This is a genomic window from Streptomyces sp. Tu 2975, assembly GCF_009832925.1.
GTDB lineage: Bacteria > Actinomycetota > Actinomycetes > Streptomycetales > Streptomycetaceae > Streptomyces.
The window spans coordinates 3,482,617-3,509,490 of record NZ_CP047140.1 but is presented as its reverse complement, the minus strand read 5'-3'; the positions used below and the strand labels follow the sequence as shown (position 1 = coordinate 3,509,490).

At 70.0% G+C, this 26,874-nt stretch carries 24 protein-coding genes, 4 tRNA genes and 2 pseudogenes; 17 read left to right on the top strand and 13 right to left on the bottom strand.

All coding sequences use genetic code 11. The features are described 5' to 3' along the window. Nucleotides 1-41 precede the first annotated feature (41 nt). Nucleotides 42-1,316, bottom strand: a complete 1,275-nt coding sequence (locus GLX30_RS15375) for an APC family permease (RefSeq protein ID WP_159688639.1) — start codon at nucleotides 1,314-1,316, stop codon at nucleotides 42-44. 87 nt (nucleotides 1,317-1,403) lie between these two features. On the opposite strand from GLX30_RS15375, the gene GLX30_RS15370 reads away from it, so the two are divergent. Further along, nucleotides 1,404-1,673, top strand: coding sequence for a GlsB/YeaQ/YmgE family stress response membrane protein (locus GLX30_RS15370; protein WP_159688636.1), 270 nt, complete (start codon nucleotides 1,404-1,406; stop codon nucleotides 1,671-1,673). A gap of 51 nt (nucleotides 1,674-1,724) precedes the next feature. On the opposite strand, the pseudogene GLX30_RS15365 reads toward GLX30_RS15370, so the two are convergent. The 3 genes and pseudogenes from GLX30_RS15365 to GLX30_RS15355 form a co-directional block, all read right to left on the bottom strand. Beyond that, nucleotides 1,725-2,142, bottom strand: a pseudogene (locus GLX30_RS15365) (alpha-ketoglutarate-dependent dioxygenase AlkB). Between the two features lie 63 nt (nucleotides 2,143-2,205). Continuing rightward, a complete protein-coding gene (locus tag GLX30_RS15360) occupies nucleotides 2,206-2,727 on the bottom strand; it encodes a methylated-DNA--[protein]-cysteine S-methyltransferase (RefSeq protein ID WP_159688632.1) in 522 nt (173 codons plus the stop codon). A 207-nt stretch (nucleotides 2,728-2,934) separates the two neighbouring features. Continuing rightward, nucleotides 2,935-3,423 carry a YajQ family cyclic di-GMP-binding protein gene (locus GLX30_RS15355; RefSeq protein WP_005313676.1) on the bottom strand — a complete coding sequence of 163 codons (489 nt, stop codon included), beginning with the start codon at nucleotides 3,421-3,423 and terminating at the stop codon, nucleotides 2,935-2,937. A 194-nt stretch (nucleotides 3,424-3,617) separates the two neighbouring features. Here GLX30_RS15355 and GLX30_RS15350 point away from each other — a divergent pair. Beyond that, a tRNA-Tyr gene (locus tag GLX30_RS15350) sits at nucleotides 3,618-3,699 on the top strand. A gap of 1,649 nt (nucleotides 3,700-5,348) precedes the next feature. Here GLX30_RS15350 and GLX30_RS15345 read toward each other — a convergent pair. The 6 genes from GLX30_RS15345 to GLX30_RS15320 form a co-directional block, all read right to left on the bottom strand. Then, a complete protein-coding gene (locus GLX30_RS15345) occupies nucleotides 5,349-5,795 on the bottom strand; it encodes a hypothetical protein (protein ID WP_029382478.1) in 447 nt (148 codons plus the stop codon). After that, a complete protein-coding gene (locus tag GLX30_RS15340) occupies nucleotides 5,792-8,896 on the bottom strand; it encodes a DNRLRE domain-containing protein (RefSeq protein WP_159688629.1) in 3,105 nt (1,034 codons plus the stop codon). Before GLX30_RS15340 ends, GLX30_RS15345 begins: the two co-directional genes overlap by 4 nt. A gap of 462 nt (nucleotides 8,897-9,358) precedes the next feature. Next, nucleotides 9,359-9,553: a hypothetical protein gene (locus GLX30_RS35235; protein ID WP_244258159.1), complete on the bottom strand. Its 195-nt coding sequence runs from the start codon at nucleotides 9,551-9,553 to the stop codon at nucleotides 9,359-9,361. A gap of 1,494 nt (nucleotides 9,554-11,047) precedes the next feature. Beyond that, nucleotides 11,048-11,557, bottom strand: coding sequence for a GyrI-like domain-containing protein (locus tag GLX30_RS15330; protein WP_159688626.1), 510 nt, complete (start codon nucleotides 11,555-11,557; stop codon nucleotides 11,048-11,050). A gap of 172 nt (nucleotides 11,558-11,729) precedes the next feature. Continuing rightward, nucleotides 11,730-12,386 (bottom strand): SDR family oxidoreductase, encoded by a 657-nt coding sequence (locus GLX30_RS15325; protein WP_159688624.1) that lies wholly within the window; start codon nucleotides 12,384-12,386, stop codon nucleotides 11,730-11,732. A 124-nt stretch (nucleotides 12,387-12,510) separates the two neighbouring features. After that, nucleotides 12,511-13,743 (bottom strand): amidohydrolase family protein, encoded by a 1,233-nt coding sequence (locus tag GLX30_RS15320; protein WP_159688621.1) that lies wholly within the window; start codon nucleotides 13,741-13,743, stop codon nucleotides 12,511-12,513. A 352-nt stretch (nucleotides 13,744-14,095) separates the two neighbouring features. Here GLX30_RS15320 and GLX30_RS15315 point away from each other — a divergent pair. The 8 genes from GLX30_RS15315 (at nucleotide 14,096) to GLX30_RS15280 (ending at nucleotide 18,906) form a co-directional block, all read left to right on the top strand. Then, nucleotides 14,096-14,168, top strand: a tRNA-Thr gene (locus GLX30_RS15315). Between the two features lie 46 nt (nucleotides 14,169-14,214). Continuing rightward, nucleotides 14,215-14,287 (top strand) — tRNA-Met (locus GLX30_RS15310). Nucleotides 14,288-14,373: 86 nt separating this feature from the next. Then, entirely contained in the window at nucleotides 14,374-14,538 is a 165-nt protein-coding gene (rpmG, locus tag GLX30_RS15305; RefSeq protein ID WP_003956487.1) for a 50S ribosomal protein L33, read from the top strand. Nucleotides 14,539-14,652: 114 nt separating this feature from the next. Continuing rightward, complete coding sequence (locus GLX30_RS15300; RefSeq protein WP_159688618.1) at nucleotides 14,653-15,105, top strand: MaoC family dehydratase N-terminal domain-containing protein; 453 nt, start codon at nucleotides 14,653-14,655, stop codon at nucleotides 15,103-15,105. After that, nucleotides 15,105-15,533 carry a MaoC family dehydratase gene (locus tag GLX30_RS15295; protein ID WP_159688615.1) on the top strand — a complete coding sequence of 143 codons (429 nt, stop codon included), beginning with the start codon at nucleotides 15,105-15,107 and terminating at the stop codon, nucleotides 15,531-15,533. Before GLX30_RS15300 ends, GLX30_RS15295 begins: the two co-directional genes overlap by 1 nt. A 157-nt stretch (nucleotides 15,534-15,690) precedes the next feature. Continuing rightward, nucleotides 15,691-16,245, top strand: a complete 555-nt coding sequence (locus tag GLX30_RS15290; RefSeq protein ID WP_159695052.1) for a TetR/AcrR family transcriptional regulator — start codon at nucleotides 15,691-15,693, stop codon at nucleotides 16,243-16,245. 84 nt (nucleotides 16,246-16,329) lie between these two features. Continuing rightward, nucleotides 16,330-17,784 (top strand): MFS transporter, encoded by a 1,455-nt coding sequence (locus GLX30_RS15285; protein ID WP_159688613.1) that lies wholly within the window; start codon nucleotides 16,330-16,332, stop codon nucleotides 17,782-17,784. 66 nt (nucleotides 17,785-17,850) lie between these two features. Continuing rightward, a complete protein-coding gene (locus GLX30_RS15280; protein WP_159688610.1) occupies nucleotides 17,851-18,906 on the top strand; it encodes a UDP-N-acetylmuramate dehydrogenase in 1,056 nt (351 codons plus the stop codon). 49 nt (nucleotides 18,907-18,955) lie between these two features. Here the strand turns inward: GLX30_RS15280 and GLX30_RS15275 are convergent, their stop codons facing one another. Beyond that, complete coding sequence (locus tag GLX30_RS15275; protein WP_159688608.1) at nucleotides 18,956-19,588, bottom strand: NAD(P)H-binding protein; 633 nt, start codon at nucleotides 19,586-19,588, stop codon at nucleotides 18,956-18,958. 91 nt (nucleotides 19,589-19,679) lie between these two features. On the opposite strand from GLX30_RS15275, the gene GLX30_RS15270 reads away from it, so the two are divergent. Then, a complete protein-coding gene (locus tag GLX30_RS15270; RefSeq protein ID WP_159688605.1) occupies nucleotides 19,680-20,294 on the top strand; it encodes a TetR/AcrR family transcriptional regulator in 615 nt (204 codons plus the stop codon). Between the two features lie 36 nt (nucleotides 20,295-20,330). Here the strand turns inward: GLX30_RS15270 and GLX30_RS15265 are convergent, their stop codons facing one another. Together GLX30_RS15265 and GLX30_RS15260 are read right to left on the bottom strand one after the other, a co-directional pair. Beyond that, nucleotides 20,331-21,359: an adenosine deaminase gene (locus tag GLX30_RS15265; RefSeq protein WP_159688602.1), complete on the bottom strand. Its 1,029-nt coding sequence runs from the start codon at nucleotides 21,357-21,359 to the stop codon at nucleotides 20,331-20,333. 119 nt (nucleotides 21,360-21,478) lie between these two features. Next, nucleotides 21,479-22,704, bottom strand: a pseudogene (locus GLX30_RS15260) (pyridoxal phosphate-dependent aminotransferase). Nucleotides 22,705-22,932: 228 nt separating this feature from the next. On the opposite strand from GLX30_RS15260, the gene GLX30_RS15255 reads away from it, so the two are divergent. The 6 genes from GLX30_RS15255 to GLX30_RS15230 all read left to right on the top strand — a co-directional run bounded on the left by GLX30_RS15255 (nucleotide 22,933) and on the right by GLX30_RS15230 (nucleotide 26,837). After that, nucleotides 22,933-23,005 (top strand) — tRNA-Trp (locus tag GLX30_RS15255). A gap of 108 nt (nucleotides 23,006-23,113) precedes the next feature. Continuing rightward, entirely contained in the window at nucleotides 23,114-23,401 is a 288-nt protein-coding gene (gene secE, locus GLX30_RS15250) for a preprotein translocase subunit SecE (protein WP_159688599.1), read from the top strand. Nucleotides 23,402-23,473: 72 nt separating this feature from the next. Continuing rightward, nucleotides 23,474-24,370, top strand: a complete 897-nt coding sequence (gene nusG, locus GLX30_RS15245) for a transcription termination/antitermination protein NusG (protein WP_159688596.1) — start codon at nucleotides 23,474-23,476, stop codon at nucleotides 24,368-24,370. A 167-nt stretch (nucleotides 24,371-24,537) separates the two neighbouring features. Further along, entirely contained in the window at nucleotides 24,538-24,972 is a 435-nt protein-coding gene (gene rplK, locus GLX30_RS15240) for a 50S ribosomal protein L11 (protein WP_005313632.1), read from the top strand. 80 nt (nucleotides 24,973-25,052) lie between these two features. Beyond that, nucleotides 25,053-25,781, top strand: coding sequence for a 50S ribosomal protein L1 (gene rplA, locus GLX30_RS15235; RefSeq protein ID WP_005313630.1), 729 nt, complete (start codon nucleotides 25,053-25,055; stop codon nucleotides 25,779-25,781). A gap of 153 nt (nucleotides 25,782-25,934) precedes the next feature. Then, nucleotides 25,935-26,837, top strand: coding sequence for a DUF1396 domain-containing protein (locus tag GLX30_RS15230; RefSeq protein WP_159688594.1), 903 nt, complete (start codon nucleotides 25,935-25,937; stop codon nucleotides 26,835-26,837). Nucleotides 26,838-26,874: the final 37 nt, after the last annotated feature.

Here is a 26,874-nt window from a genome sequence, read left to right as displayed (position 1 = left end):
GCGGCGGACGCGACCCCACGCCGCCCTCCCGCGGCCGCTGATCAGTCGTTACGGGCCGTACGAGCGCCGTTCCGCGCCGCGTAGAGCGCCGCACCCCCGGCCAGTACCGCCGCCCCGGTGATCACGGACGTCAATGGCAGCGAGAAGGCCAACGCCAGGCATCCCGCCACCCCGCACCCTGCCGTCAGCCTCACGGCCCAGAGCACTCGAACGGATGTATCTCCGGGCCGTCCGGAACCCAGCGTCCAGGCCGAGGCGTTGGCGATTGTGTAGTAGACGAGCACACCGAACGACGAGAAGCCGATCGCCCCGCGCAGGTCCACGGTCGCCGCCACCACCGCGACGACGACCCCCACAGTGACCTCCGCGCGGTGCGGCACCTGGAACCGCGGATGAACGGTGGCCAGTGCTCCCGGCAGATGGCCGTCCCGGGCCATCGCGAGCGTCGTCCTCGAGACGCCGAGAATCAGAGCGAGCAACGATCCGAGCGCCGCCACGGCGGCGCCCACACGCACAACAGGCGCCAGCCAGGGAACCCCTGCGGCACGCACGGCCTCGGCGAGCGGCGCCGTCGCCTGCCCGAGCTCCCCCGCACCCAGCACTGAGAGGACGGCGACAGCGACACACACATAGACGACCAGCGCGATGCTCAGGGCCAGCGGCACGGCCCGTGGGATGGTGCGTGCCGGATCCCGGACCTCCTCGCCCAAGGTGGTGATCCGGGCGTACCCGGCGAACGCGAAGAAGAGCAGCCCCGCCGCCTGAAGCACCCCGGCGGCCGACGCGTCACCCGCCGGCTCCAAGTGCTCGAAGCGCGCATGTCCGGTACCGAGGGAGACCACCACGACCGCCGCGAGAACCGCCAGCACCACAGCCACGATCAGCCGTGTCAGCAGCGCCGACTTCTGAACACCGCCGTAATTCAGGGCAGTCAGCGCCACCACCGCGGCGACCGCCACCGCGTTCGCGTGCTCCGGCCAGGCGTACGCGCCGACGGTCAGAGCCATCGCCGCACACGAAGCCGTCTTACCGACCACGAACGCCCAGCCTGCCAAGTACCCCCAGAACTCTCCCAGCCGCTCCCGTCCGTACACATAGGTGCCGCCTGACGCGGGGTACAAGGAGGCCAGGCGTGCCGACGACATGGCGTTGCAGTAGGCCACCACTGCCGCGAGGGCGAGACCGAGCAGCAGGGCGGAACCGGCAGCCCGCGCCGCCGGCGCGAGAGCCGCGAAGATCCCCGCACCGATCATCGATCCAAGACCGATCACAACGGCGTCGAGAACCCCCAGCGACCGTCGCAACTCCTGTGTCATACGCCGCACCATACTGATCACCGCAACCGCGGCGCCGCCCGTGCACGTCCCCGACAACAACTCCCCATGAAAGGCGGGTTCGCTTCGATGACAATCATCGGCTGGATCGTTCTCGGACTGCTGGCCGGAGCGATAGCCAAGATCCTGCTGCCCGGACGCGACCCGGGAGGGCTGGTCGGCACCACGCTCATAGGTGTCGCCGGAGCCTTCATCGGCGGCTGGATATCCTCCCGCTACCTGGACCGGGAGATCGCCAACCAGTTCTACGACGGACCGACCTGGGTCGCGGCCGTCGGCGGCGCGCTCGTCCTGCTGATCGCGTACCGGATCCTGTTCGGCCACTCGCGCTCGCGCTGACCCGAGACTGCCGCCCGCGCTCGCGTTGACCGGGCTGCCGCCCGCGCGGGATCAGCCCGTCAGCCCGGTCTCGCGCAAAGTGATGTTCAGGCGGCCGCCGTTCATGCCGGTAGCGGGATCGGCCGTGGCCGGAAGCACCTTCGGCACACCGTGATAGACGTAGAAGTTGATCAGCGCGGTGTCGGGGGTGTACCCCCGATGCTCCCCGTAGACCTCGGCCAGTGCCTCGCGTCCCAACGCCACCAGCCACCCGGGAAACGGGGCGACCGGCGCCCCGTTCACCTCGTCCGCGGTCCGCGAGTACCGGTACGGCTGCCAGTGCCGGCCCACGCACACCGTCCGGCACCGATATCACGCCCCCGCCCCGCAGCACGGTGTGACGGAGCGGGACCGGCCCGCGGGCCCAGTCACGGCAGGCGTCCACCAGTTCCCGCTGACGCCCGACGAGCAGCCGGCCGGGCACATGCACCGCGCCCGGGGCCACGACCGCCCGGTCACGGGGGACAGTGCTCCGCTCATGCCACCGGCCCCGTCACGGCACCAGCGCGCCCTCGAGCCCGAGGAGCCGCGCCTTCGACTCGAGTCCGCCCGCGTATCCCCGCAGGGCGCCGTCCGCGCCGATCACCCGGTGGCACGGACGCACCACGAGCAGCGGATTGCGCCCGATCGCCGTCCCCACGGCCCGCACACCGACCGCGGAAGTGCCGACCTGCGCGGCGATCTCCTTGTAGGTGGTGGTCCGTCCGTAGGGGACGTCTTCCAGCGCCTTCCAGACACGGCGCTGGAAATCGGTCCCGCCGTCCGCGTACTCGAGCTCGAAGCGGGTCAGCCGGCCCGAGAAGTACGACGACAACTGACGCCCGATCTCCTCGAACGCCGCCGGATCGCGGCGCCAGTCTCCCTGGACGACTGCGCGGCCCTTCTGCCCCGGCAGCGAGAGAGAGGCCAGCGCGGTGCCGCCCTTCGCCGTGCCCGACGCCCGCCCGACCAGCAGGAGCTCGCCCAGCGGGCTGTCGACGATCTCGTAGACGACGGTCTCCTGAGCACCGGTCATGGCTCGCGCTCCTCCTTGCGATGTTCCGTCGGCGGGTTCTCGCCCGCCCTTCCTCTACGAGTCTGCGACCTGGCGGCCGCTGGGGCTGGCGGGATTCGGACGTCACGGCGGTCTGGCGCAGCCTCCGCCCCGCCCACTCCGGGAACGGGGCGGGGGCGGAGCGGCCGCGCCGCTCCGCCCCCGTTCGCCCCGACGCGTCCGCAGACGTCAGCGGTAGTTCACGAACTGCAGCGCGAAGTCGAAGTCCTGCCCCTTGAGTAGCGCCTGCACGGCCTGCAGATCGTCCCGGCTCTTCGAGCTGACCCGGAGCTCGTCGCCCTGGACCTGCGCCTTGACACCCTTCGGACCCTCGTCACGGATGATCTTCGCGACCTTCTTGGCGTTCTCCTGCGAGATGCCTTCCTCGATCGAGGCGAAGATCTTGTACTCCTTGCCGGAGAGCTGCGGCTCGCCGGCGTCCAGCGACTTCAGCGAGATGCCGCGCTTCACCAGCTTGGTCTGGAAGACGTCCAGGATCGCGTTGACGCGGTCCTCGGAGTTCGCCTGCATCAGGATCTTCTCGCCGGACCAGGAGATCGAGGCACCGACGTTCTTGAAGTCGTAGCGCTGCGAGATCTCCTTGGCGGCCTGGTTGAGGGCGTTGTCGACCTCCTGCCGCTCGACCTTCGAGACGATGTCGAAACTGGAGTCGGCCATGTCCTGTGGCTCCTTGTATCGGGTGAGTGGGGTGCGGCCGGATCACCCCGAACCGCGCGGTCAAGCCTAGCCACCCGCACCCGCCCCCGGCGCTGATCAATCCGGTGGCGAAGCACCCCGGTGCATCAGGTATCGTTTACGTCGTTGCCACGGAGCACCGCCCCACAGCGGTTCCTCCACACGCGACATCCCATGGCGGTGTGCCCGAGTGGCCAATGGGAGCGGACTGTAAATCCGTCGGCTTAGCCTACCCAGGTTCGAATCCTGGCGCCGCCACGCGAAGAGATGGCCCCTGATCTGCGGAAACGCGGATCAGGGGCCATCGTCGTTGGAGCCGTCGACAGGGCCGACTGTCTCGCTCTGTGCCGTTCTTGCACGCTCTCTACCAGCTGTTGTGGACGAGGCGTGGACGGGCATAGGCGCGAGGCACAGGAGCTTGGCGGCACAGCTTGCCCGCCGCCACACCCGCTCGTGAACGTCTCACTGGCTTGGGTCGTGTGCCGCACGGCTTGGCCTTACTCCGGGCTACCTTGGTCCGGCGCAGAGACAGTCACGGCCCTCGTGGGGCTCGGGGGCGCGCTCGTTGGCGCAGGCGCCTCCATCGGAGCGCATGGCTAACCCAGCGCCATCAGACGAAGCAGGCGGAGGAGACGCGGCTTCGCGAGCTGGGGCAGGTGGCGACTGACACCGCTCTGTCTGAATTGATCAAGCTCCATGATCTGCTCGACGCGACCAGGCCGCCGACCGACAGGCCTGTCGTTGAGCCGGAGCCCTGGGAGCTGCAGGCCAAGCTCCACCCTTGGAAACGTGGAGCTTGCCCTGCTGCGAATACCGGGTGACGCGGTCTACTCGCGCGTAAATCCGACGCTGCAGCTGGCAAAGGAGTACCGCTGGGCGGGACCACGGCACTTTCACTACATCCGAATGATGCGCCGCATGGTCGAGGATATGGTCAGCGCGTTGTCTGCATACATTCGCTCGGACGAGCTTCCTCCACCTCACAGGTTTGTTACGGAAGCGCGGGAGTGCGTGGAGAGGCGTAAGACCGCAGTGGCGAATGCCTTCCTCATGGACGAGCCCGAACCAGGCTACGAGCCAGACGACGCCCCTCAGTTCGCACCTCCCGACCGCCGCAAGAACCGCCCCGCCCCGGAGGACCCAGTGCACCGCCGCACCTTCCTCAACGCCGTGTCCTGCGCCGCAAGCTCGGTGGTCCTTGCCGGAGCCGCGCCCGCGGTCGGCAGCAGCGACGTCGTGCGGCTGCGGCAGCAGCTCGACACCCTCTTGGCTCTCGACAATCAGCGCGGCGGCCACGACACCCTGGAGCGGGCCGCGCTAGCCGGCGCCCGAGAAGTGCTCATGCTCCAGGCAAAGGCCGCCACCCAGCGCACCCAGCAGCGGCTGTTCTCACTTGCCGCCGACTACACCACGACCGCAGCCTGGTCGTGTGTCGACGCCGGCGAACACGACCGTGCCGACGCCCACCTCGACCGGGCTCTGCAACTGGCCGGTCTCGCCCAGGACCCGGCCGCAGCCATGTGCGTGTGGAACTCGGTCTCCATGCTCGCCAACCAACGCGGGAACTACATCCATGCCCTCGCAGCCGGCCAAGCGGCCCGGGCAACTGCCATCACCCGCCGCGACCCCCTCTTCGCGAGCCTCGGGCACGCCCGCAATGCCATCGCCCAGGCCCGCCTCCCCGGCGAGCGCCAAGCAGCCCTGCGCGGACTCGGCCGCGCCGTTGACGCGTCGGCTTCACCGGAAGCTGGACCGGCGCCAACCCGGCCCCCGGCGCCTTCACCCTCGGAGGTGTGCCGTGCGCGACGGGCTGACCGCCCCGCCCTCCGGCGGCCCCTGAACACGAAAAGCCGGGGCCCCGGTTCTTCCGAACCGGGGCCCCGGCCTTCCGTGGGGAAGGGGACCGCTCAGGCCGCGAGAGGCGCCTTCCGCACCGCGCCGCGGAGCCCCAGGACACAGGCGACGCCGGCGGTGAGGGCGAACAGCACCATCACCGCGTTGACCAGCACGTCCGGTCCGGCGTCCTGCGCCAGCGCGTTGGACGTCGCCGCCCAGACGCCGAGCACCTGCGTGACGGCCACGAGGCCGAATCCAGCGGCACGCGCCCACGAGGGGCCCTTGTCCGCGAAGGAGGCGAGCCCGAGCGCGGCCGCTCCCCAGAGCAGCAGCAGGACCGTCAGCCCTTCGGCGGCGAGGAAGAGGACGCCGCCGAGGCCGCCGTACCCCCCCGCGTCCGTGTGGTCGATCTCAGAGGTGTCCACCACGAACACCGCAAGGGCCAACTCCATGAGGAGCAGGTAGCAGGCCTCCAGAACGAGGATCAGGGCACCGGCCCGCCTGACGAAAAGGGTCACTGATTGCTCCTCACAAGCCTGCCGCTCTTGATGATCCACAGCTTGCCGTTCCGCTGGGCGCTGCGGCAATCGTCCCGCGCCTTCGTCCCGGCGCTGTTCTGGCCGGTCCGCTTGCGGCCGATCTCCCGGCCGATCGCGTTGTTCTTCAGGTCCATCTGCTTGTCAACGCCCGAGGACGTCGACTCGTGCCGGGTCGCGAACTCGTAGGCGTCCGTGGTGGACAGGCGGATCTCCATCCGCGCGTTCCAGTAGCAGTGCCGGAAGGAGTCACCCGTGCCCTGGAAGAGGGTGCTGTCGGGGTACCAGTCCTGCGCCTGCTTGAACGCCTTGTTCGCCGCGTCGTAGGCCGCGGTGCAGTCGATCGGGTTCCAGAAGCAGTACGACCGCTCGGAGGGCGTGGCGCTGCCGTAGCCGAAGCCCGGGTCCATCAGGACCGGGTAGGCGAGCTCCTGGCCGGCGGCCGGCGCCAGCGAGGCGGTGACCTCGGTGCCCGAGAGCGTGAGCTTCACGGGGATCTCGACGCCCTTGGCGTCCCTGGCGATCGGGGCGGTGATGAAGGTGAGGTTGCCCAGTTCGTCCGAGACGATGATGACGTTGTCCGCTCCCTGCGTGGCCGTCTGGCCGGGACGCAGCTGGAGGGAGTACGCGTAGCTCTTCGCCGCGGACGCGCTCCGCAGCAGGTGGAACGTCTCGACGGCGTTCTGGCTCGTCCGGATGGCGAGGGTGTCCGCGTCCGTCTGCGTGTTGGGGTAGACGATGACGCCGGTCTCGCTGAGGCCGGCGGTCGCGGCGGCACCCGCGGGCATGGTCACGGCGGTCTGGGTGGTCCCGTCCGCGCTCGTGCCCACGATCTCCTGGCCCGCCGTGCCGGGGAGCTCCACGACGCCGGCGGCGAGGACGGACTCCTCCGTCTCGACGACCTCGGGGTCGATCTGCTCCTGGTAGCCCACCGGGGTGTCGTCGACCTCCGGGTACTCGGTGTCGATGGGCCGGTCCTCGGGCTCCGCCTGCTCCTCCTCGGGGTGCAGCAGGTCGGAGAAGTGGGTCTCGGCGATCTGGTTGATGAACGCGGGGGAGAGGGCCCCGGTGATCCGGCCGCTGCGGAAGGTGTACTCCGCCGGGTCCGACCACGTTCCGGCGACGTTCTTGACCCGGGCGGACAGGACGTGCGTGCCGTCCACCGAGGGGGTCAGGGTCACGGTCGCCTTGCCGGCCGTCAGCGCCACGGTGCTCGGCGCGCCACCGTCGACGGTGTACTCGGCCGTCACCGCCTTGCCCTGGGGATCGGTGATCGTGAACGATCCGGGCGTCCCCGCGCCGCCGTGCCACAGGCCGTCGGCGGGGTAGGTGGTGGAGCTGACGGCGGGGGCCGCGGGCACGGACGTGTCCACGGTCAGGGTGCGCCAGACGGACCAACCGCCGTTCCAGAGCTTGCCGTCGTACACGGCGATGCGCCACTTGTAGGTCCCCGGCGCCAGCGCACCGGCCGTCCAGGTGCCGGGCTTGCCGGACGGGACGAAGGCGGAGACCCCGCTCGTTACCTTGGCGGTGGCGTCCGCGTTCCACACCTCGAAGGTGAGGCGCACGGAGTCACCGTCGGGGTCGGTGGCCTGACCGGTGAGGGTGGGGGTGGTGTCCGCCGTGACCAGGGCGTCGGCGGGGCTCACCGGGGAGGCCAGGTTCGGCTTGGTGTTGTACGTGACGACGAGGGTCGGCTCGGTGGGGCCCTGGGACCCGTCCACGTAGTTCGCGGAGCGGAAGCGCCGCCAGCTCAGCGAGTCGGCCTCGTCGACCGCGCGCACCTGGAGGCCGTGGTTCGGCTGGCCCGAGGCCCAGGCCTGGACGATCGCGTCCACGTCCCAGCGCATGAAGTTCGCCGGGCACGCCGAACTGAATCCGTACGCAGCCTTGGAGACGACGGCGCCGTCGGCCGTCGTCGCGGGCTGGACCCCCCAGGTCACCGCGCTGGGGTCCCAGTTCGCGGTGATGCGCCGGACGGCCACGCCGGACCCGGTCGTGGCGCAGCTCGAAGACCAGTAGGAGTGCAGCCTGAACTCGGTGTCCAGGATCTGCTTGCCGGCGTACTTTGACACGTCGAACTTCACGTACGACCGGGCCTTCGTGGTGCCGCCGTCGTACGTCCCGGCCTTCAGCTCGGTCGAACCGCGCTGGGAGTCGGGGTAGTTGGTGGCGACCCAGGTGTCCGTGGACGCCGCCAGGGTCGTCGTCGGGTCGATGTTGACCGGGTAGACGACGTCGGGGTCGGTGAGGAACTCCATGCTCGGCTTGAGGACCAGGACCGCCCGGCCCGCCCCCTGCTCGATGCTGGTCTCGATCTCCATGGAGTGGGTCGGGTCCCCGGACTTCGGGTCCGTTCCCATGCCCCACATGCGGGGGGCCGGGGCGCTGGCGACCAACGCCCCCTTGGAGTCCTCGAGTCGCAGGTGCCCCGACCGCTCCTTCTCCAGGCTCAGGCCCTTGAGGGTGATCGGGAGCCTCAGCTCCACCGGCTTGGTGGGCCGCTCGTTCAGGATGAGCGACTCGGTGAAGCCCTGCGGGAGCGCGGTTACGTGCAGGTCACCGTCGGGAACGACATCGTGGTAGACCGCGGTGTCGCCCTCGACCCGAGGGGTCGGCAGGGGCTTCGACGTGGACCAGTCGAGACCGAAGGCCTGCGTCCCCCGGGTGACGGCGGCGAAGTCCTCGGCCCCGCCGTCGGACAGTTCGACGTCGGCCAGGGCGACTTCGGGTTCCAGCCGCTCCCCAGTATCGACGAGGGTGGTGTCGAGCTGCTTCCACTCGCCACCCTCCTTGACCCGGAACGGTCCGGACGCGGTCTCCGTGGTGAGCGTCCCGTTCGGGTTCGCCCAGGTGCTGGAGGTCTCCGTCCGCTCGGACAGGGCCTCGACGCGCTTCCCCCTCAACGCGGCGGCCAGGCGGGCCGACGCGAGGTCAGGTGCCTCGGCGCGGCCGGTGGTGGTGTCAACGCCGCTCGATGCGGCGGCGATCGGTGTTTCCTCTACCGCGGTGGCCGGCAGCTGTATGGACAGCGTCAGCGCAACGGCGGTCGAGACGGACGCGAGACGTACTGCTCGTCGCATCCATCCCCCCTTAATCGTGCGTTCGATGTGGATCACCTGCGGGGCAGGCGGCGCGTGATCATTTCATGAGGATTGAGTAAAGGAACAGTCATGGACCTATGCGATCAGCCACACGGCGTTTCGAGAGGGTGCAAAAAAGTGACTGTTCGTGATCAAGGGGAGGGGGTGGCCCTTGGTCGTGCCGCCGGATGCGCCCGGACCCGCCACAACGACGCAGGCCCCCGGTTCTTCCGAACATGGAGGCAACCAAGCCGGGCAACCTCTGGGGTCGGGAGCAGCGACGCCGGAGGGGTGACGTGGACAGCCCGCCTCCCAGGTATGCCGGAGGGCGGGCCGTCAGATCCGGCGGGGCGCAGCGCCGGTCAGGTTGCAGGACAGGTCATCGACGCGGTCGGTCCCGCACGCGCGGTGCGTGCGGGGCCGGGACGGCTCATGACCCGAGCGGGCGGGGCGCAGCCGGGGTCAGAACGGTGGTTCGTCGCTGTAGCGTCCGGCCCAGCCGGGCCCCGCCTTGTCGGAGGTCAGCGGCGGATGGTCGGCGGTGCGGCGCCGCGCGCCGAACCGGCGGCGCAGCTGGTCGAGGAAGTGGAGCGGCCACAGGGGCAGGTCCTCGAAGAGGACGCGGTAGGCGGGGCACGTCGGGCAGGGGGTGGCCACGTCGGCGGCCCGGTCGGGGGTGATGTGCCTCGGGAGGTGGCCGCTGCCGTGGCAGCGGCGGCAGGAGTACTTCGGGCCGCGGATCGAGTACTTGGGGCCCCGGGACAGGGACAGGGTCTTGATGCCGGGGGTGTAGAGGAGTTCGAAGTACCCGTACCACCACGCCCACTGAGGGGGCTGGTCGGGGTCGTCGTAGGGGTGGGCGGGTTCGGCGAACAGCTACGGACGTCTCCTTGCGCTGAGGGGTGGGCGAGCCCCGGTGGCCGGCCGTGCCCGGCCCGGGGTGGCCGCACCGTGGAGCGCCGGGGGCCAAGCGGGGCAAGGCGGCAGGGCGACGCGGCGGCGCGAGGCGGGCATGGGACGGCCCCGGCCGCTGCGAGGGCGGGCCGGGGCCGGGGTGAGGCGGGGTGCTGGTCGATGTTCTCCCGGGCCAGCATCATGGCCGTGGTGTTCGAGCCGGTCCCGCCGTAGGTCGTCACACCGCCGACGTCCCACACCGTCTTCACCTCGCTCACGGCCGGGTTGACGTAGCCGATCAGGTCGCGGAGCCAGCGGATGACAGCGATCTCGGTGAACGTCGCGGAGGGCGCGGCGAAGGACTGGTTGATCAGGTTCTGCTGGGCGAACAGGGCGAACAGGCCGCCGGCGAGCGCGGCGACGTCGGCGCCGGTGTGGCCGAAGCCGAGGAACCGCGAAACCTGCAAGCGGGATCTGCTGGCCGTACGCCTGTCCGCTGCCCCAATCCTGGCTCTCATCGAACGGGGTTGGCTCGCCAGCCAGCGGCTGGAATGCCACAGCCGCCTTCCTCCATAACGTCCGGGTCTCCTCGCGACTCGGCTCCGTCCCCATGCTTCCCCCTAGGTTTGGGTCGCCCGACGTGCCGTAGCGACTCATGTGCACGAACAAGCAGGCTGAAACATTGGGGCGGTTGCACCGTGGACCTTCCAATGTTTCAGCAATCGTTGGCGAAGCCAACCTGTGATCGGGGCGCCGGAGGCGACTCCTCTTGTACCTCTCTGAGCCCGCCGTGGACGAGACGTGGACGGCAGGTCCGCGCACCGAGTGCGCTGCCAGCTCCGCCCCAGGTCAGGAGGGGTGTAAGCGTGGGAAAGGCAGGAGTCTGTAAATCCGTCGGCTTAGCCTACCCAGGTTCGAATCCTGGCGCCGCCACGCGAAGAGATGGCCCTGATCTGCGGAAACGCAGGCAGGGGCCATCGTCGTTTGAGCCGTCGACAGGGCCTGCCTGCCTCTGCGAACAGGTTCCGCCCGCCTCCGGCAGCTCTGCCGTGTACCTCGAGGCCCCGCACCACAAGCCTCGACGCCCAGCACCACAAGCCTTGCGCTCCCGGCCATCTGCCGGCCTACCTCGGGACGACGGACCCCCCCGCCCCCGGCCCGACCCCCTGACGCCCCAGCCGCCCCGTACGCCGCACCGCCCGAGGCGGCGTGGCGCGTACGGGCCAGGGGTCGTCGCCGTACAGGCGACCGCGCCCGTCAGTCGGCCAGGCGGAACGCCAGCTCGATCTCCCACTTGGACATGTCCGGCTCCACCCGGGGATCCGTCTTGTACGTCTCCGTCCGGCACGCCCAGTGCTCGACCCCGTCGACCACCGTCATGTCCCACTCGAGGCCCTTCCGCCCCGCCCACTCGTGCATCGCCGTGACGACACCGGCCAACTGGTCGGGGTGACCGGTGTGGGTGACCGTCGCATAGCGGCCGTGGGGCAGTACGGCGACGCCGATGTCCCCCTCGGGCTCCGGGGCGGAGACCACGGGCATGCCGGCCTCGACGACCGACTCGCCCTTCATGTCGAGGGTGTTGAAGCGGAAGAACGGCGCTCCGGCGAACTCCGCGCCCTTGCCCGCAAGCCAGTTGATGAGTTCGGGCAGCCGGTCGGCGATCAGGGCGAACGCGTCCATGCGTACGGAACCGCGGACGTAGGCGTAGAGCTGCTCGTCGCGCTCCACGATCACCGGCAGGACTTCGTGTGTGTGATGGCTCATGACCTCAAGGACCCTCTGGGTGACGGGGATTCATCGCGGCATTCATCGCGGGCTTCATCGCGGGACCGATCGCGGGGTTCGTCAAGCCGTCCGTCGTGGGGTTCCTTACACGGACCCATGGCGGGGATTCAGGCGGAGGGATCCGTCGGACGACCGCCCGGCGGCGACTCGGTCAGTTCCCCGCAATGTCCCGCACCGCGACGGTGACGGGCGTAGAACCACTGACCAGCTCCAGCGTCAGTCCCGCGGTGGCCGGTGTCTCCACCATCTCCGCGAGCACCGCCGCCACATCGTCCCGCGGGACCATGCCGCGTCCCGTCGAGACCTCCAGCCGCACCAGGCCGTTACCCGCGTCGTTGGTCAGCGCGCCGGGCCGCAGGATCGTCCACTCCAGACCCGGGCGGGACCGTACGTAGTCGTCCGCCGCGCCCTTCGCACGCAGGTAGGCGTCGAAGACGTCGTCACCCTTGTGTTCGGCGTCGGCGCCCATGGAGGAGACGACGATGTACCGCCGTACGCCCGTCCGTTCGGCCGCGTCGGCGAAGAGGACAGCCGCGCCGCGATCGACCGTGTCCTTCCGCTCCGTGCCGCTGCCGGGACCCGCTCCTGCGGCGAACACCGCCGCGTCCGCCCCCTGGAGCACGGCCGCGACCTGTTCCACGGACGCCGTCTCCAGATCGAGGAACACCGGTTCGGCGCCGACGGCCCGCAGGTCGTCACCCTGCTTCGGATCACGGATGATGCCCGCAACTTCGTGCCCGCCCGCGGAGAGCAACCGCTCGAGACGGAGCGCGATCTGACCATGTCCTCCTGCGATGACAATGCGCATGCCTACGACGTTACGTCCGAAGCACCGAGCGTGCGCAGGGACTGCGGGGGGACACGCCCGCGATGGCAGACCGCGCAGCCGTCCTCGTGCTCGGTGCCCGGGCCCGTACGGCGAGTGGACACCCTCAGGGCCCCGGTTCGGGCCGCCCCTGACGCGGCAGTTCGAGGGCGATGGCCGCCGCGGAGTCGCAGTACTCGCGCACCGCGCTCGTGCGGGCGACCACCCGTCCGCGGTGGATGACGATCCGGCTGTACGCGAGCGACAGCACGCCCGAGATCCGTTCGCCGCGCACCGCGAGCAGCTCCGCGGGGAAGCCGGCCTCGACCCGTACCGGGGGCAGTCCCATCACCTCCCGGGCCGTGCCGGCGACGCAGCCGTAGGCGTCAGAGGGCCGCATCCCCGCCTGGGACGACAGGAGATACGCGGCCTCCAGCGGATCCCCGCGGCCCACCGGGTTGCTCACGTCCCGCAGCGCCCCGCTGCCCGCGGCGACCCGCACGCCCGCCGCCCGCAGCAGCCGGACCGGCGCGTTGCCGCGCTGTTCGACGCCGGAGCAGCCACCCTGCGGCAGGGAGACGACGGTGACACCCGCAGCCGCCAGTTGGTCCGCGGTCCGGGAGGCGATGTCCCTGGGCAGCCGGGCGAGACCGGCGCACGGCCCGACGGTGACGCCGGGCCGCAGCCCGCCGGCCATGGCGGCGAGGCGCGCCAGCCGTGCCGGGTCGTCGCCGTGGGTGTGCAGGTCGACGGGGCACCCGTACTCGGCGGCGATCCCCAGGACCGTCTCCACGTATCCGGTGGGATCGGGGTCCGCGTCGGGGCAGCCGCCCACCACGCCGGCACCCATCTTCAGCGCGTCCCGCAGGAGGGCCAGGCCGTCGGCGCCGGCCACGCCCGTCAGCAGCCTCGGTACGGCGACGGCGGTCAGATCGGCGAGGCCGCGCAGGGACCGCCTTGCCTGGAGCACCGCCTCCAGCGGGCCGAGGCCCTGGACGTCGCCGATCCGTACGTGCGAGCGCAGCGCCGTCGCGCCGTGGCCCAACTGGAGCAGCGCGGCCTCTGTGGCGCGCCGCTGGACGTCCTGTGTGTCGTACGAGACGGGGCCGGGGGTCTCCGCACTGAGTGCCGTGTCGCCGTGAAGGTGCGGCTCTGCGGGCGCCGGCAGCAGCAGGAAGCCCGTCAGGTCCACCCGGGCGGAGTGCGGCGGGAGGCTTCCCGCGGTGCCGACGGCCTCGATGCGGCCGCCGCTGAGCCGTACGTCGACCGTGCGACCGTCCGTGAGCCTCGCGCCGCAGAGCAGCAGCGCGGCGGTGTCCGCGTCGGCGCCGCCGGGCGGCTGCGGCTGGCTGTCGGGCATCGCGCTCCTGGGTGGGGCGGTCGGGCTCGGACGGCGGTCGCCCACACTGCCCGGGCGGTGTGGGAGCCCTGCCCGGGCGGTGTGCGAGCCGTGACGTGGGAGCCGGAGAGGGTCACACAGCGTGCGTCGAGCCTAGGGGCGCTCGCGGTGCGCTTCGAGGAGGAGCGCAATAGTCGTACCGGCGTGGTCGTAAGTGGCGTACGGGACGGGCGGGGCGCCGTCGCGGGCCTCGGAGGACGGGGTGCCGAGGCCGGACCGGGGACCGTGGGGGAGGGCCGGAACGAGGGCCGGCCCGGCGCAAGGAAACGGATTTGGGCGATCGGCGAGGGACCGTGTAATGTCTTCATCGCTCGCCCCAATAGCTCAGTCGGCAGAGCGTCTCCATGGTAAGGAGAAGGTCTACGGTTCGATTCCGTATTGGGGCTCTGATGTCGAGTGACCTCGCCTTCGGGCGAGGGAACCCTGCATCGCAGCGGTGTAGCTCAGTCGGTAGAGCAAGCGGCTCATAATCGCTGTGTCACCGGTTCAAGTCCGGTCACCGCTACACACAGTAGCCGATTGTGGGGTCGGTCCTCCGATCGGCTACTCTTTTATGCGTTCATCCGTCCTATCCGTCCAAGGAGCACTCACGTGGCTGCCACCGACGTCCGCCCGAAGATCACGCTGGCCTGCGTGGAGTGCAAGGAGCGGAACTACATCACCAAGAAGAACCGGCGTAACAACCCGGACCGTCTTGAGATGAAGAAGCACTGCCCGCGCTGCAACTCGCACACGGCGCACCGCGAAACGCGCTGAATCAGGCTCGTATACGAGGCCGTCCCCTTTGGGGCGGCCTCGTGTCGTTTGCCGTACCGCCGTTCGTCCGGTGGCCGGCATTCAGTTGTGATCAATATCAGGAGGGACCAGTCCATGGCGCTCGACCAGTCGTTCGTGGGGCGGACGTATCCGCCCACCGCGCCGTACGAGGTGGGCCGGGAGAAGATCCGGGAGTTCGCCGCCGCGGTGGGGGACGCGAATCCCGCCTACACCGACCGTGAGGCCGCCCGCGCGCTCGGGCACTCGGACGTGATCGCTCCGCCGACGTTCGCGTTCACGATCACCTTCAGCGCCGCCGAGCAAGTGGTCCAGGACCCGCAGTTGGGGCTGGACTACAGCCGCGTCGTGCACCGCGAGCAGCAGTTCGCGTACGCACGGCCCGTACGGGCCGGCGACAGGCTGTCGGTCACCTCGACGATCGAGGCCATCAAGTCCCTCGCCGGCAACGACATCCTGGACGTGCGCGGTGACGTGCACGACGAGAGCGGTGAACTGGTCGTGACCGCTTGGACGAAGCTGGTGGCCCGCGCCGCCGAGGAGGCGTGATGGCAGCGAAGATCTCTTACGCGGACGTCGAGGCCGGCACCGAACTGCCGGCGCAGTCCTTTCCCGTGACGCGCGCCACGCTGGTGCAGTACGCGGGCGCGTCCGGCGACTTCAACCCGATCCACTGGAACGAGAAGTTCGCCACAGAGGTCGGGTTGCCGGACGTGATCGCGCACGGCATGTTCACCATGGCCGAGGCGATCCGGGTCGTGACCGACTGGGTGGGCGACCCGGGTGCGGTCGTCGAGTACGGCGTCCGCTTCACCAAGCCCGTCGTCGTCCCGAACGACGACAAGGGCGCGCTGATCGAGGTCAGCGCCAAGGTCGCGGCGAAGCTGGACGGCAACCGGGTCCGCGTGGACCTGGTCGCGAGCAGCGAGGGTCAGAAGGTGCTGGGCATGTCCCGCGCCGTCGTGCAGTTGGCCTGAGGCGCCCCGGCTGGGCAGGCGCAAGCGATGTAAGGGGCGCCCCTCCCTGGGAGGGGCGCCCCTTACGCGTGGGCCCCGTACGTACGGATTGACGCGAAACCGGCGTACTGCCTTGACAGGTTAGTGATTGGCCAATAACTTTCTCTTCATGGTCAGGATGAGTGCAGAGGAGCGGCGCGAGAGCGTGGTCCGTGCCGCGATCACCGAATTCTCCCGCGCCGGGTACAACGGCACCTCGACCGAGGCCATCGCCAGACGCGTCGGCGTCTCGCAGCCGTACCTCTTCCGCCTCTTCCCGAACAAGCAGGCCATCTTCCTCGCCGCATCCTGCCGGTGTCTCGAGGACACCCGGCGCGTCTTCGAATCGGCCGCGAAAGGGCTCGAGGGCGAGGAGGCCCTCGGTGCGATGGCCGCCGCGTACCAGCGCCTCATCGCGGACGACCCCGAGAAGCTGCTGATGCAGATGCAGATGTACGTCGCGGTGGCGGCCGCCGAGGCGGCGGGCGACCACGAGTTCGGCAAGCGGGTTCGAGCCGGTTGGGTGGAACTGTGGGACACCGTCCATCTGCACCTCGGTGCCGACGTGGACGAGACCACGACCTTCCTGGCCTACGGGATGCTCGTCAATGTCCTCGTCTCGATGGGCTTCCCCGCGGATCACCGCATCTGGTCCGGGTTCTACCTCGCCGCGCGGCCGCCCGCCCAGGAGTGAGGCGGCTCCACGTCGAGCCTGCGGCTCGCGCACTTCCTTTGGCCGTCAAAGTTAGTCATCGATAACTAACCCTCTGGGGGAGCAGTGAACCAGGACCAGCAGCCCGTACGGCGCACAGGCGCCGTCTGGGCACTCGTCATCACCAGCGTCGCCGGCTTCATGGCGGCCCTCGACAACCTCGTCGTCACCACCGCCCTCCCCTCCATCCGCGAGGACCTGGGCGGCGGCCTGGAAGATCTTGAGTGGACGGTGAGCGCCTACACGCTCACCTTCGCGGTCCTGCTGATGTTCGGTGCGGCCCTGGGGGACCGCTTCGGCCGCCGACGGCTGTTCATCACCGGCCTGGCGATCTTCACCGGCGCGTCCGCCGCGGCCGCGCTCGCGTCCGGCATAGACGCCCTCATCGCGGCCCGCGCCGTCCAGGGCGTCGGCGCGGCGATCATGATGCCGCTTACGCTGACCCTGCTCACCGCCGCCGTCCCGGCCGCCCGCCGCGGGGCCGTGCTGGGCATCTTCAGCGCCGTGACCGGCGTGGCCGTCGCCACCGGCCCGCTGATCGGCGGGTCTCTCACCGAGCACATCTCGTGGCAGTGGATCTTCTGGCTGAACGTCCCGATCGGACTGCTCCTCCTGCCGCTCGCCCGCCTGCGCCTGAGCGAGTCCTACGCCCCGGACGCCCGGCTCGACATCCCCGGCACCCTGCTCGTCAGCGGAGGCCTCTTCGGCATCGTCTACGCGCTGGTCAACGGCAACGCCGACGGCTGGACCAGCCCCCGGGTGCTGTTCTGCCTGATCGCCGGCGCCGTGCTCCTGGTCGCCTTCGCCCGGTACAGCTCCGTCGCGAAGAAGCCCATGCTGCCCATGCGTCTCTTCCGCAGCCGGGCCTTCTTCGGGATCAACGTCGCGAGCCTGCTGATGTTCCTCGGCATGTTCGGCTCGATCTTCCTGCTCAGCCAGTTCCTCCAGGGTGTGGCCGGCTACTCGCCCACCGAGGCCGGGCTGCGGATGCTGCCCTGGACCGGCATGTCGCTGCTCGTCGCACCGGTCGCGGGTCTCTTGTCCGACCGGATCGGCGGGCGCCCGGTCGTCACCGCCGGCCTGGCGCTGCAGGCTCTCGGCCTCGCGCTTTTCGCGCTGGTGCTCGAGCCCGGTGTCTCCTACACGGCCCAGCTGCCCGCACTCGTCATCAGCGGCGTCGGCATGGCCTTGTACTTCGCGCCCGCCGCCAGTGTGGTCATGTCCAGCGTCCGCCCGGCGGAGCAGGGCATCGCCTCAGGCGCGAACAACGCCCTCCGCGAGGTCGGCGGCGCGCTCGGCATCGCCGTGCTCGGCGCGGTCTTCGCCGCCCAGGGCGGCTACGAGTCGCCGCAGACCTTCTCCGACGGCACGGTCCCCGCGGTGTGGATCGGCGCCGGAGCCCTGGCCGCCGCCGCCCTGGTGGCCCTGCTGATCCCCGGCGGGCGTACGAGGCCGGACGGCACACTGTCCCAATCCCCGGCCCCGGCCGCAGACAGCGACCGCACGCCCGTCGCGGTCTGATCCCCGTACCAGTACGGTCCGTGGCCCCGCCGGGACGCCGGCGCCACGGACCGTACTCTTGTCCCCGTGCAGGAACTTCACGATGCCCCCCTCGCCCCCCTGACCACCTTCCGGCTCGGCGGCCCAGCGACCCGCCTCGTGGTCGCCACCACCGACGACGAGGTGATCGCCGCCGTACGCGAGGCGGACGAGGCCGGAACGCCGCTGCTGATCATCGGCGGCGGCAGCAACCTGGTCATCGGCGACAAGGGCTTCGAGGGCACCGCACTGCGCATCGCGACCAGCGGCTTCGACCTCGACGGGACGTGCCTGGAACTGGCCGCGGGGGAGACCTGGTCCGACGCCGTGGCCCGCACCGTAGAAGCCGGGCTCGGCGGCGTCGAGTGCCTGGCCGGCATCCCCGGCTCCGCGGGCGCGACCCCGATCCAGAACGTCGGCGCCTACGGCCAGGAGGTCTCGTCGACGATCACGGAGGTCGTCGCGTACGACCGACGCAGCGGCGAGACGGTGGTCCTGCCCAACGCCGCGTGCGGCTTCTCCTACCGCAACAGCCGCTTCAAGCAGGAACCCGACCGCTATGTCGTGCTGCGTGTCCGTTTCGAGCTCGAGGACGCCGGCGGCCTGTCCGCGCCCGTGAAGTACGCGGAGACCGCCCGTGCCCTCGGCATCGAGGTGGGCGACCGGGTCCCGGCCGCCACCGCCCGTGAGACCGTGCTCGCCCTGCGCGCGGGCAAGGGGATGGTGCTCGACGCCGACGACCACGACACCTGGTCGGCCGGCTCCTTCTTCACCAACCCGATCCTCACCGCCGCCGAGTACGGCACCTTCCTGGCCCGCGTGCGCGACCGGCTCGGCGACGGCGTCGCCCCGCCCGCCTACCCGGCGGGCGACGGGCACACCAAGACGTCGGCCGCCTGGCTGATCGACAAGGCCGGATTCACCAAGGGCTACGGCTCCGGGCCCGCCCGCATCTCCACCAAGCACACGCTCGCGCTCACCAACCGCGGCCAGGCCACCACCGAGGATCTGCTGGCCCTGGCCCGCGAGGTGGTGGACGGCGTGCGCGACGCGTTCGGCGTGACGCTGGTCAACGAGCCGGTCACGGTCGGCGTCAGCCTTTGAAACTGCGGACGCCCGGGACCTGGCAGCGCAAAACCTGGGAGCCCGAGCCCTAATAGGCGACGCCGACGCCCTGCCGGAGCATGGCGGGGTCGTCGGTCATGGCGAGCATCGCGTGCGCCACGTCCGCCCGGCCGATCACCCTGGCGCTGCGCGGATTGCCGCCCACCGCGACGCGGTAGCGGCCGGTCACCGGCCTGTCGAGCAGCCTCGGCGGCCGCACGGCGGTCCAATCGGCCGCGCTGTGCGCGAGCTCGCGCTCCATGACCCGCAGATCGTCGTAGACGGGCTTAAGCACCGCACCCACGACCGACATCATCGCGCGGTCCCGCAGCGGCTCCCGCTCCGGTGCGCTGCCCAGCGGCGCCGCGCTGACGACCAGCAGCCGCCGCGTCCCCTCGGCCTCCATCGCGGCCAGCACCGAGCGGGTGAGCCGGGCCGCGACCCCGGCATCGGACCTCCTGCGGGGGCCGAGACCGGAGAGCACCGCGTCCTGCCCGGCCACGGCTTCGCGCAGCGCCTGCGGGTCGTCCAGACCGGAGCGGACGACCTCGAGCCGCTCCCCGGTCACCCGGAAACGCGCCGGATCACGGACCACGGCCGTCACCCGATGGCCGGCCGCCAGGGCCTGCTTGACGATCTGCCCGCCGATTCCGCCGGTCGCGCCGAACACTGTGAGTCTCATGGTGCACACCCTCCTCGGGTGGGTAAGTGTTCACTCACCTCTAGGGTGGGTGTGTACTCACCCACCCGTCAAGGCCCGGTCTGGAGCGCGCATGGAACAGAAGCCCACCCGCGTCCGCATCATCGACGCGGCGCGAGATCTGATGCTCTCCATCGGCCTCGCCCGAACCACCACGAAGGAGATCGCCAAAGCGGCCGGCTGCTCGGAGGCGGCGCTCTACAAGCACTTCACCGGCAAGGAGGAGCTGTTCGTGACCGTTCTGCAGGAAAGGCTGCCGAAGCTGGGCCCGCTGCTGGCCGAGCTGGCCGCCGATCCGGGAGGCGCGAGCGTCGAGGAGAACCTCACCGAGATCGCCCGCCAAGCGGCCCTCTTCTACGAGAAGACCTTCCCCATGGCCGCGTCGCTGTACGCCGACCCCCGCCTCAAGCGCCGCCACGAAGAGGCCATGCGCGAGATGGGAACGGGGCCGCACAAGCCCATCGAGGGCCTCGACGCGTATCTGTGCGCGGAACGGACGGCCGGCCGCATCAGCCCGGACGCCGACACTCGTGCCGCCGCGTCCCTGCTCCTGGGCGCCTGCGCGCAGCGCGCCTTCGCCTACGACATGACCGCCGGCCTGCGGCCGCCGCAGCCGCTCGACGAATTCGCGGCGGGTCTCGCGCGCACCCTGCTGCGAGGTGTCGCGGTCACCGGCGACCCCCGTTGAGCGGTCTCACCGCCGCGCGGCGGCCGAGCGCGCGCCTCAGGCCGGCGGTGACGCCAGCCAGTCGTCGATCCCCGCCAGCAGTTTCTGCCTGATGTCCTCGGGCGCCGCCGAACCCCGCACCGACTGGCGGGCCAGTTCCGCCAGCTCCTGATCCGTGAAGGCCTGGTGGCGGCGGGCCAGCTCGTACTGTGCCGCCAGCCGGGAGCCGAACAGCAGCGGGTCGTCCGCGCCGAGCGCCATGGGGACCCCGGCGTCGTACAGGGTGCGCAGCGGCACGTCCTCCGGCTTCTCGTAGACGCCGAGCGCCACGTTGGAGGCCGGGCAGACCTCGCAGGTCACCCCCCTCTCGGCGAGCTTGCGCAGCAGCCTCGGGTCCTCCGCCGCCCGCACACCGTGGCCGATGCGCGAGGCGCGCAGGTCGTCGAGGCAGTCCCGTACGGACGCGGGTCCGGTCAGCTCGCCGCCGTGCGGGGCCGCCAGCAGTCCGCCCTCGCGAGCGATGGCGAAGGCGCGGTCGAAGTCCCGTGCCATGCCCCGCCGTTCGTCGTTGGAGAGCCCGAAGCCGACGATGCCGCGGTCCGCGTAGCGCACCGCCAGCCGGGCGAGCGTCCGGGCGTCCAAGGGGTGCTTCATCCGGTTCGCCGCGACCAGCACACGCATCCCGAGCCCCGTCTCCCTGGAGGCCGTGTCCACGGCGTCCAGGATGATCTCCAGCGCCGGGATCAGACCGCCGAGCCGCGGCGCGTACGAGGTCGGGTCGACCTGGATCTCCAGCCAGCCCGAGCCGTCCCTGATGTCCTCCTCCGCCGCCTCACGCACCAGCCGCTGGATGTCCTCGGGGTCCCGCAGGCAGGAGCGGGCCATGTCGTACAGCCGCTGGAAGCGGAACCAGCCGCGCTCGTCCGTGGCGCGCAGCTTCGGCGGCTCGCCCCCGGTCAGCGCCTCAGGAAGGTGCACGCCGTGCTTGTCGGCGAGCTCCAGAAGAGTGGTGGGCCGCATCGACCCGGTGAAGTGCAGGTGCAGATGGGCTTTCGGCAGCAGGCTGACGTCTCGTTCGCGCTCCATTGAGTGATCCTGCCAAAGACGACCGGAACGGGGCAGCCCCTTTCCCCGATCGGGTTCTTGCCCGAACACAGAAACGGGCCCCCGGCGGAAGCCGGGGGCCCGTCACACGAGGGAGGGGATCAGTCGCGGGCCTCGGCCAGCAGCTTCTGGATCCGGGAGACACCCTCGGCCAGGTCCTCGTCGCCCAGCGCGTAGGAAAGCCGCAGGTACCCGGGCGTACCGAACGCCTCGCCCGGGACGACCGCCACCTCGACCTCGTCGAGGATCAGGGCGGCGAGCTCCACGGAGGACTGCGGACGACGGCCGCGGATCTCCTTGCCCAGCAGGCCCTTCACCGACGGGTAGGCGTAGAAGGCGCCCTCGGGGGTCGGGCAGACCACACCGTCGATCTCGTTGAGCATCCGCACGATCGTCTGCCGGCGGCGGTCGAAGGCCTCGCGCATCTTCGCGACGGCGTCCAGGTCGCCGGAGACGGCGGCCAGGGCCGCGATCTGCGCCACGTTGGAGACGTTCGACGTCGCGTGCGACTGCAGGTTGGTGGCGGCCTTCACGACGTCCTTCGGGCCGACGATCCACCCCACGCGCCAGCCCGTCATGGCGTACGTCTTCGCGACACCGTTGACGACGATGCACTTCTCGCGCAGCGCCGGGACGAGGGCGGGCAGCGAGGTGAACGTCGCGTCGCCGTAGACCAGGTGCTCGTAGATCTCGTCGGTCAGCACCCACAGACCGTGCTCCGCGGCCCACTCGCCGATCGCGCGCGCGTCGGCCTCGCTGTAGACGGCACCGGTCGGGTTGGACGGCGAGACGAAGAGGACGACCTTGGTCTTCTCCGTACGCGCCGCCTCCAGCTGCTCCACGGAGACGCGGTAGCCGGTGGTCTCGTCGGCCACGACGTCGACCGGGACGCCGCCCGCAAGACGGATCGACTCGGGGTAGGTGGTCCAGTACGGCGCCGGGACGATGACCTCGTCGCCCGGGTCAAGGATCGCGGCGAACGCCTCGTAGATCGCCTGCTTGCCGCCGTTGGTCACCAGGATCTGGGCCGGGTCCACCTCGTACCCGGAGTCGCGCAGCGTCTTCTCCGCGATGGCCTTCTTCAGCTCCGGCAGACCGCCGGCGGGCGTGTAGCGGTGGTACTTCGGATTGCGGCAGGCCTCGACGGCGGCCTCGACGATGTAGTCGGGGTCGGGAAGTCGGGCTCACCGGCGCCGAAGCCGATCACCGGACGCCCGGCGGCCTTGAGGGCCTTGGCCTTGGCGTCGACGGCGAGGGTCGCGGACTCGGAGATCGCGCCGATGCGCGCGGAGACCCGGCGCTCGGTGGGAGGGGTTGCAGCGCTCATACGGCCCATGCTCCCAGACGCCGGAAGGGCCCGGCACACAGGTTTCGAAGGGCGGACGACACGGACCTGCGGCGGACCGCGGAAGGGCCCGGAAGCCGGCGGCCGGGCTTTGTGTTCGACGCCGGGCCTGGGAACACGTACACTCACTGGCTGTTGGCCCTCACCAGCCAAGTCCGAGCCGGGCACTTAGTGCACCCGGACGGATGCGGTAGGTTGGGGGAGTCACAAAGGGTCGTAGCTCAATTGGTAGAGCACTGGTCTCCAAAACCAGCGGTTGGGGGTTCAAGTCCCTCCGGCCCTGCTACACACACCTTCGCCAGGCTGTGTGCGCATGTACGTACTTCTATGCACCGCCGTGCGGCTCCACCGGGCGCGGCACGGCCACGACCCGGGAATCAGGTGAGAGATCGTGACGGACGCCGTAGGCTCCATCGACATGCCTGATGCCGAGGACGAGACGCCGGAGTCGAAGAAGAAGACCCGCAAGGGCGGCAAGCGCGGCAAGAAGGGCCCGCTGGGTCGCCTGGCTCTCTTCTACCGCCAGATCGTCGCCGAACTGCGCAAGGTCGTCTGGCCGACTCGTCATCAACTGACGACGTACACCACAGTGGTGATTATCTTCGTCGTCATCATGATCGGCCTCGTGACCGTGATTGACTATGGCTTCCAGGAAGCAGTCAAGTACGTCTTCGGCTGATCCGCGGAGGGCGCCGGAAATCGGCGCCCCTTTCGCATGTTCCACCCCATCTGTATCCAGGAAGAAGCCATCGTGTCTGACCCGAACCTGAACGACGCCGACCGTTCCGGCGAGAGCTTCGAGTCCCCTGAGGACGAGCTCGACATCGTCGAGGCGTCGGACGCTGAGGAGCCGGACCAGGCAGAGGCTGCCGACGACGCCGCCGGTGAGCCGGCCGAGGACGAGGCCCTGCACGTCGAGAACGTCGACGAGGACGAGGCCGGCTCCGAGGACGCCGAGGCTGCTGAGGAGAGCGCGGAAGAGGCTCCCGAGGAGAGCGCGGAAGAGGCCGACGAGGAGCCGGCGGCCCCCGTCGACCCGGTCGCCGCCCTCCGCGACGAGCTCCGTGGCCTCCCGGGCGAGTGGTACGTGATCCACACCTACGCGGGCTACGAGAAGCGCGTGAAGGCGAACCTGGAGCAGCGTGCCGTCTCGCTGAACGTCGAGGACTTCATCTACCAGGCCGAGGTCCCCGAGGAAGAGATCGTCCAGATCAAGAACGGCGAGCGCAAGAACGTCCGGCAGAACAAGCTGCCCGGCTACGTTCTCGTCCGCATGGATCTGACGAACGAGTCCTGGGGCGTCGTCCGTAACACCCCCGGTGTGACCGGCTTCGTCGGCAACGCCTACGACCCGTACCCGCTGACCCTGGACGAGATCGTCAAGATGCTCGCCCCGGAGGCCGAGGAGAAGGCCGCCCGCGAGGCCGCAGAGGCCGAGGGCAAGCCGGCTCCGGCCCGCAAGGTCGAGGTCCAGGTGCTGGACTTCGAGGTCGGCGACTCGGTCACCGTCACCGACGGCCCGTTCGCGACGCTGCAGGCCACGATCAACGAGATCAACGCCGACTCGAAGAAGGTCAAGGGCCTTGTCGAGATCTTCGGCCGCGAGACCCCGGTCGAGCTCAGCTTCGACCAGATCCAGAAGAACTAGTTCCTTCTGGACGCCAGGTTTCCGAACAGGTCAGACCGCCTCTCGCAGGCTGTCTGACCTGCTCGGTTTTTGGCCGCGCATGGATACCCGTTATCGTTGTGCGGTATGCCTCCATCCGGATGATCGGGTGGCAGGCGGATAACTCTCACTAGGACCCGGAGAGAGCAATGCCTCCCAAGAAGAAGAAGGTCACGGGGCTTATCAAGCTCCAGATCCAGGCCGGTGCGGCCAACCCGGCTCCGCCGGTCGGCCCCGCCCTGGGTCAGCACGGCGTCAACATCATGGAGTTCTGCAAGGCCTACAACGCCGCGACCGAGTCGCAGCGTGGCATGGTCGTGCCGGTGGAGATCACGGTCTACGAGGACCGTTCCTTCACCTTCATCACCAAGACTCCGCCGGCCGCCAAGCTGATCCTCAAGGCCGCGGGTGTGGACAAGGGCTCCGGCGAGCCGCACAAGACCAAGGTCGCCAAGCTGACGGCTGCCCAGGTCCGCGAGATCGCCACGACCAAGCTCCCCGACCTCAACGCCAATGACCTCGACGCCGCGTCGAAGATCATTGCCGGTACCGCCCGTTCCATGGGCATCACGGTCGAGGGCTGACAGCCCCCTCGTAGGCCCCAGTGGTAGGACCAAGCGCTGGTCCGCACCACGACTCCACGCTCAACACATCAGGAGCAGAAGTGAAGCGCAGCAAGACTCTCCGCGCTGCGGACGCCAAGATCGACCGGGAGCGCAACTACGCCCCCCTCGAGGCTGTCCGTCTCGCCAAGGACACCGCCGCCACCAAGTTCGACGGCACCGTCGAGGTCGCCTTCCGTCTGGGCGTTGACCCGCGTAAGGCCGACCAGATGGTCCGTGGCACCGTCAACCTTCCGCACGGCACCGGCAAGACCGCCCGGGTCCTGGTCTTCGCGACCGGTGACCGTGCTGCGGCCGCGGAAGCCGCGGGCGCCGACATCGTCGGCTCCGACGAACTGATCGACGAGATCTCCAAGGGCAACCGCCTGAACGAGTTCGACGCGGTCGTCGCCACCCCGGACCTCATGGGCAAGGTCGGCCGCCTCGGCCGTGTGCTCGGTCCGCGTGGCCTGATGCCGAACCCGAAGACCGGCACCGTCACGATGGACGTCGCCAAGGCCGTCAACGAGATCAAGGGCGGCAAGATCGAGTTCCGCGTCGACAAGCACTCGAACCTGCACTTCATCATCGGCAAGGTCTCCTTCGACGAGACGAAGCTGGTCGAGAACTACGCAGCGGCGCTGGAGGAGATCCTCCGTCTCAAGCCGTCCGCCGCGAAGGGCCGCTACATCAAGAAGGCGACCCTGACCACGACGATGGGCCCCGGCATCCCGCTGGACTCCAACCGCACCCGCAACCTCCTCGTCGAGGAGGACCCGGCCGCCGTCTGATTCCAGGACGGCAGTCGCGGGTCTCGCGTCTGAACCGGCCCCCGCCGCTCTTTCGAGCCGCGGGGGCCGGCTTTATTTTCGGGGCACGTTGTCGGAGGGGAAGGCTAAGCTCGTCCGGAAAGATCAAGAGCAAGCAAAATCCCGTGGGGGATCGTGAACACAAAGCTCCGGAAAACGGCCGGGATAGTGCTGGCCGGTGTACTGCTCTGCGGCACGGCGGCGTGCACCGACGAGGACGGCAAGGCGTCGTCCGGTAAGGCCTCCGGGCCCGGCCAGGAGGCCTCGTCCGCCCCGGCGTCCTCCTCCGCGGACAAGCCCGTCGAGGTCACCCCGGCCGCCGCGGTCAAGCGTGCGGCGGAGAAGAACGAGAAGCTCACCTCGCTGAGCTACTCGATGAGCGGCACCGTCCCCGGAAGCGGCGACATCGAGGCCCAGGCCTCCATGACCATGAAGCCGCTGGCCATGAGCATGAAGATGAAGGGCGGCGTGGGGGCCGAGGCCGGAGAGGTGGAGATCCGCCTCGTCGGCGAGGCGATGTACCTCAACGGCGGGGAGCCGCTCGAGGCCGGCAAGACCTGGATGAAGTTCGATCTCGCGGCCCTCAAGGAGGCCGGCGGTGAGGACCCGCTGGCCGAGCTGACCGCCCAGGCCGACAAGAACCCCGCCCAGGACACGGCTGCGCTCACCGCCTCCAAGGACCTCAAGAAGGTCGGTGAGGAGGCCGTCGACGGCGTGGAGACCACGCACTACACGGGCACCCTGACACTCGACGCCATGCGTGCGAGCCTGGCCGGCGAGGACGCGGAGACCAAGAAGCGCCGTGAGGGCACCCTCGAGCAGTACGAGAAGCTCGGCGTCGAGAAGCTCACCATGGACATCTGGATCGACGGGAACGACCAGACCAAGCAGGTCCGGACCCGCAGCACGACAAGTGAGGGCCCGATGGACCTCACCATCAAGCTCCTGTCCGTCAACGAGCAGGTGACCGTGACGGCTCCGCCCGCCGGCGAGACCGTCGACCTGGCCGAGATGATGAAGGACGCGGGGGGCGCCTGACGCGAATCCGGCGGATTTGCCTGGCGGGGTTGCGTTC

Excerpts from the sequence above, each read along its gene's own strand:
- GLX30_RS15370 (WP_159688636.1), top strand. The coding sequence starts at position 1,404 with ATGACAATCATCGGCTGGATCGTTCTCGGACTGCTGGCCGGAGCGATA.
- GLX30_RS15295 (WP_159688615.1), top strand. The coding sequence starts at position 15,105 with ATGGCAGCGAAGATCTCTTACGCGGACGTCGAGGCCGGCACCGAACTG.
- GLX30_RS15375 (WP_159688639.1), bottom strand. The coding sequence starts at position 1,316 with ATGACACAGGAGTTGCGACGGTCGCTGGGGGTTCTCGACGCCGTTGTG.
- GLX30_RS15290 (WP_159695052.1), top strand. The coding sequence starts at position 15,691 with ATGAGTGCAGAGGAGCGGCGCGAGAGCGTGGTCCGTGCCGCGATCACC.
- GLX30_RS15340 (WP_159688629.1), bottom strand. The coding sequence starts at position 8,896 with ATGCGACGAGCAGTACGTCTCGCGTCCGTCTCGACCGCCGTTGCGCTG.
- GLX30_RS15275 (WP_159688608.1), bottom strand. The coding sequence starts at position 19,588 with ATGAGACTCACAGTGTTCGGCGCGACCGGCGGAATCGGCGGGCAGATC.
- GLX30_RS15330 (WP_159688626.1), bottom strand. The coding sequence starts at position 11,557 with ATGAGCCATCACACACACGAAGTCCTGCCGGTGATCGTGGAGCGCGAC.
- GLX30_RS15300 (WP_159688618.1), top strand. The coding sequence starts at position 14,653 with ATGGCGCTCGACCAGTCGTTCGTGGGGCGGACGTATCCGCCCACCGCG.
- GLX30_RS15265 (WP_159688602.1), bottom strand. The coding sequence starts at position 21,359 with ATGGAGCGCGAACGAGACGTCAGCCTGCTGCCGAAAGCCCATCTGCAC.
- GLX30_RS15360 (WP_159688632.1), bottom strand. The coding sequence starts at position 2,727 with ATGACCGGTGCTCAGGAGACCGTCGTCTACGAGATCGTCGACAGCCCG.
- rplK (WP_005313632.1), top strand. The coding sequence starts at position 24,538 with ATGCCTCCCAAGAAGAAGAAGGTCACGGGGCTTATCAAGCTCCAGATC.
- GLX30_RS15355 (WP_005313676.1), bottom strand. The coding sequence starts at position 3,423 with ATGGCCGACTCCAGTTTCGACATCGTCTCGAAGGTCGAGCGGCAGGAG.
- GLX30_RS15325 (WP_159688624.1), bottom strand. The coding sequence starts at position 12,386 with ATGCGCATTGTCATCGCAGGAGGACATGGTCAGATCGCGCTCCGTCTC.
- GLX30_RS15270 (WP_159688605.1), top strand. The coding sequence starts at position 19,680 with ATGGAACAGAAGCCCACCCGCGTCCGCATCATCGACGCGGCGCGAGAT.
- GLX30_RS15320 (WP_159688621.1), bottom strand. The coding sequence starts at position 13,743 with ATGCCCGACAGCCAGCCGCAGCCGCCCGGCGGCGCCGACGCGGACACC.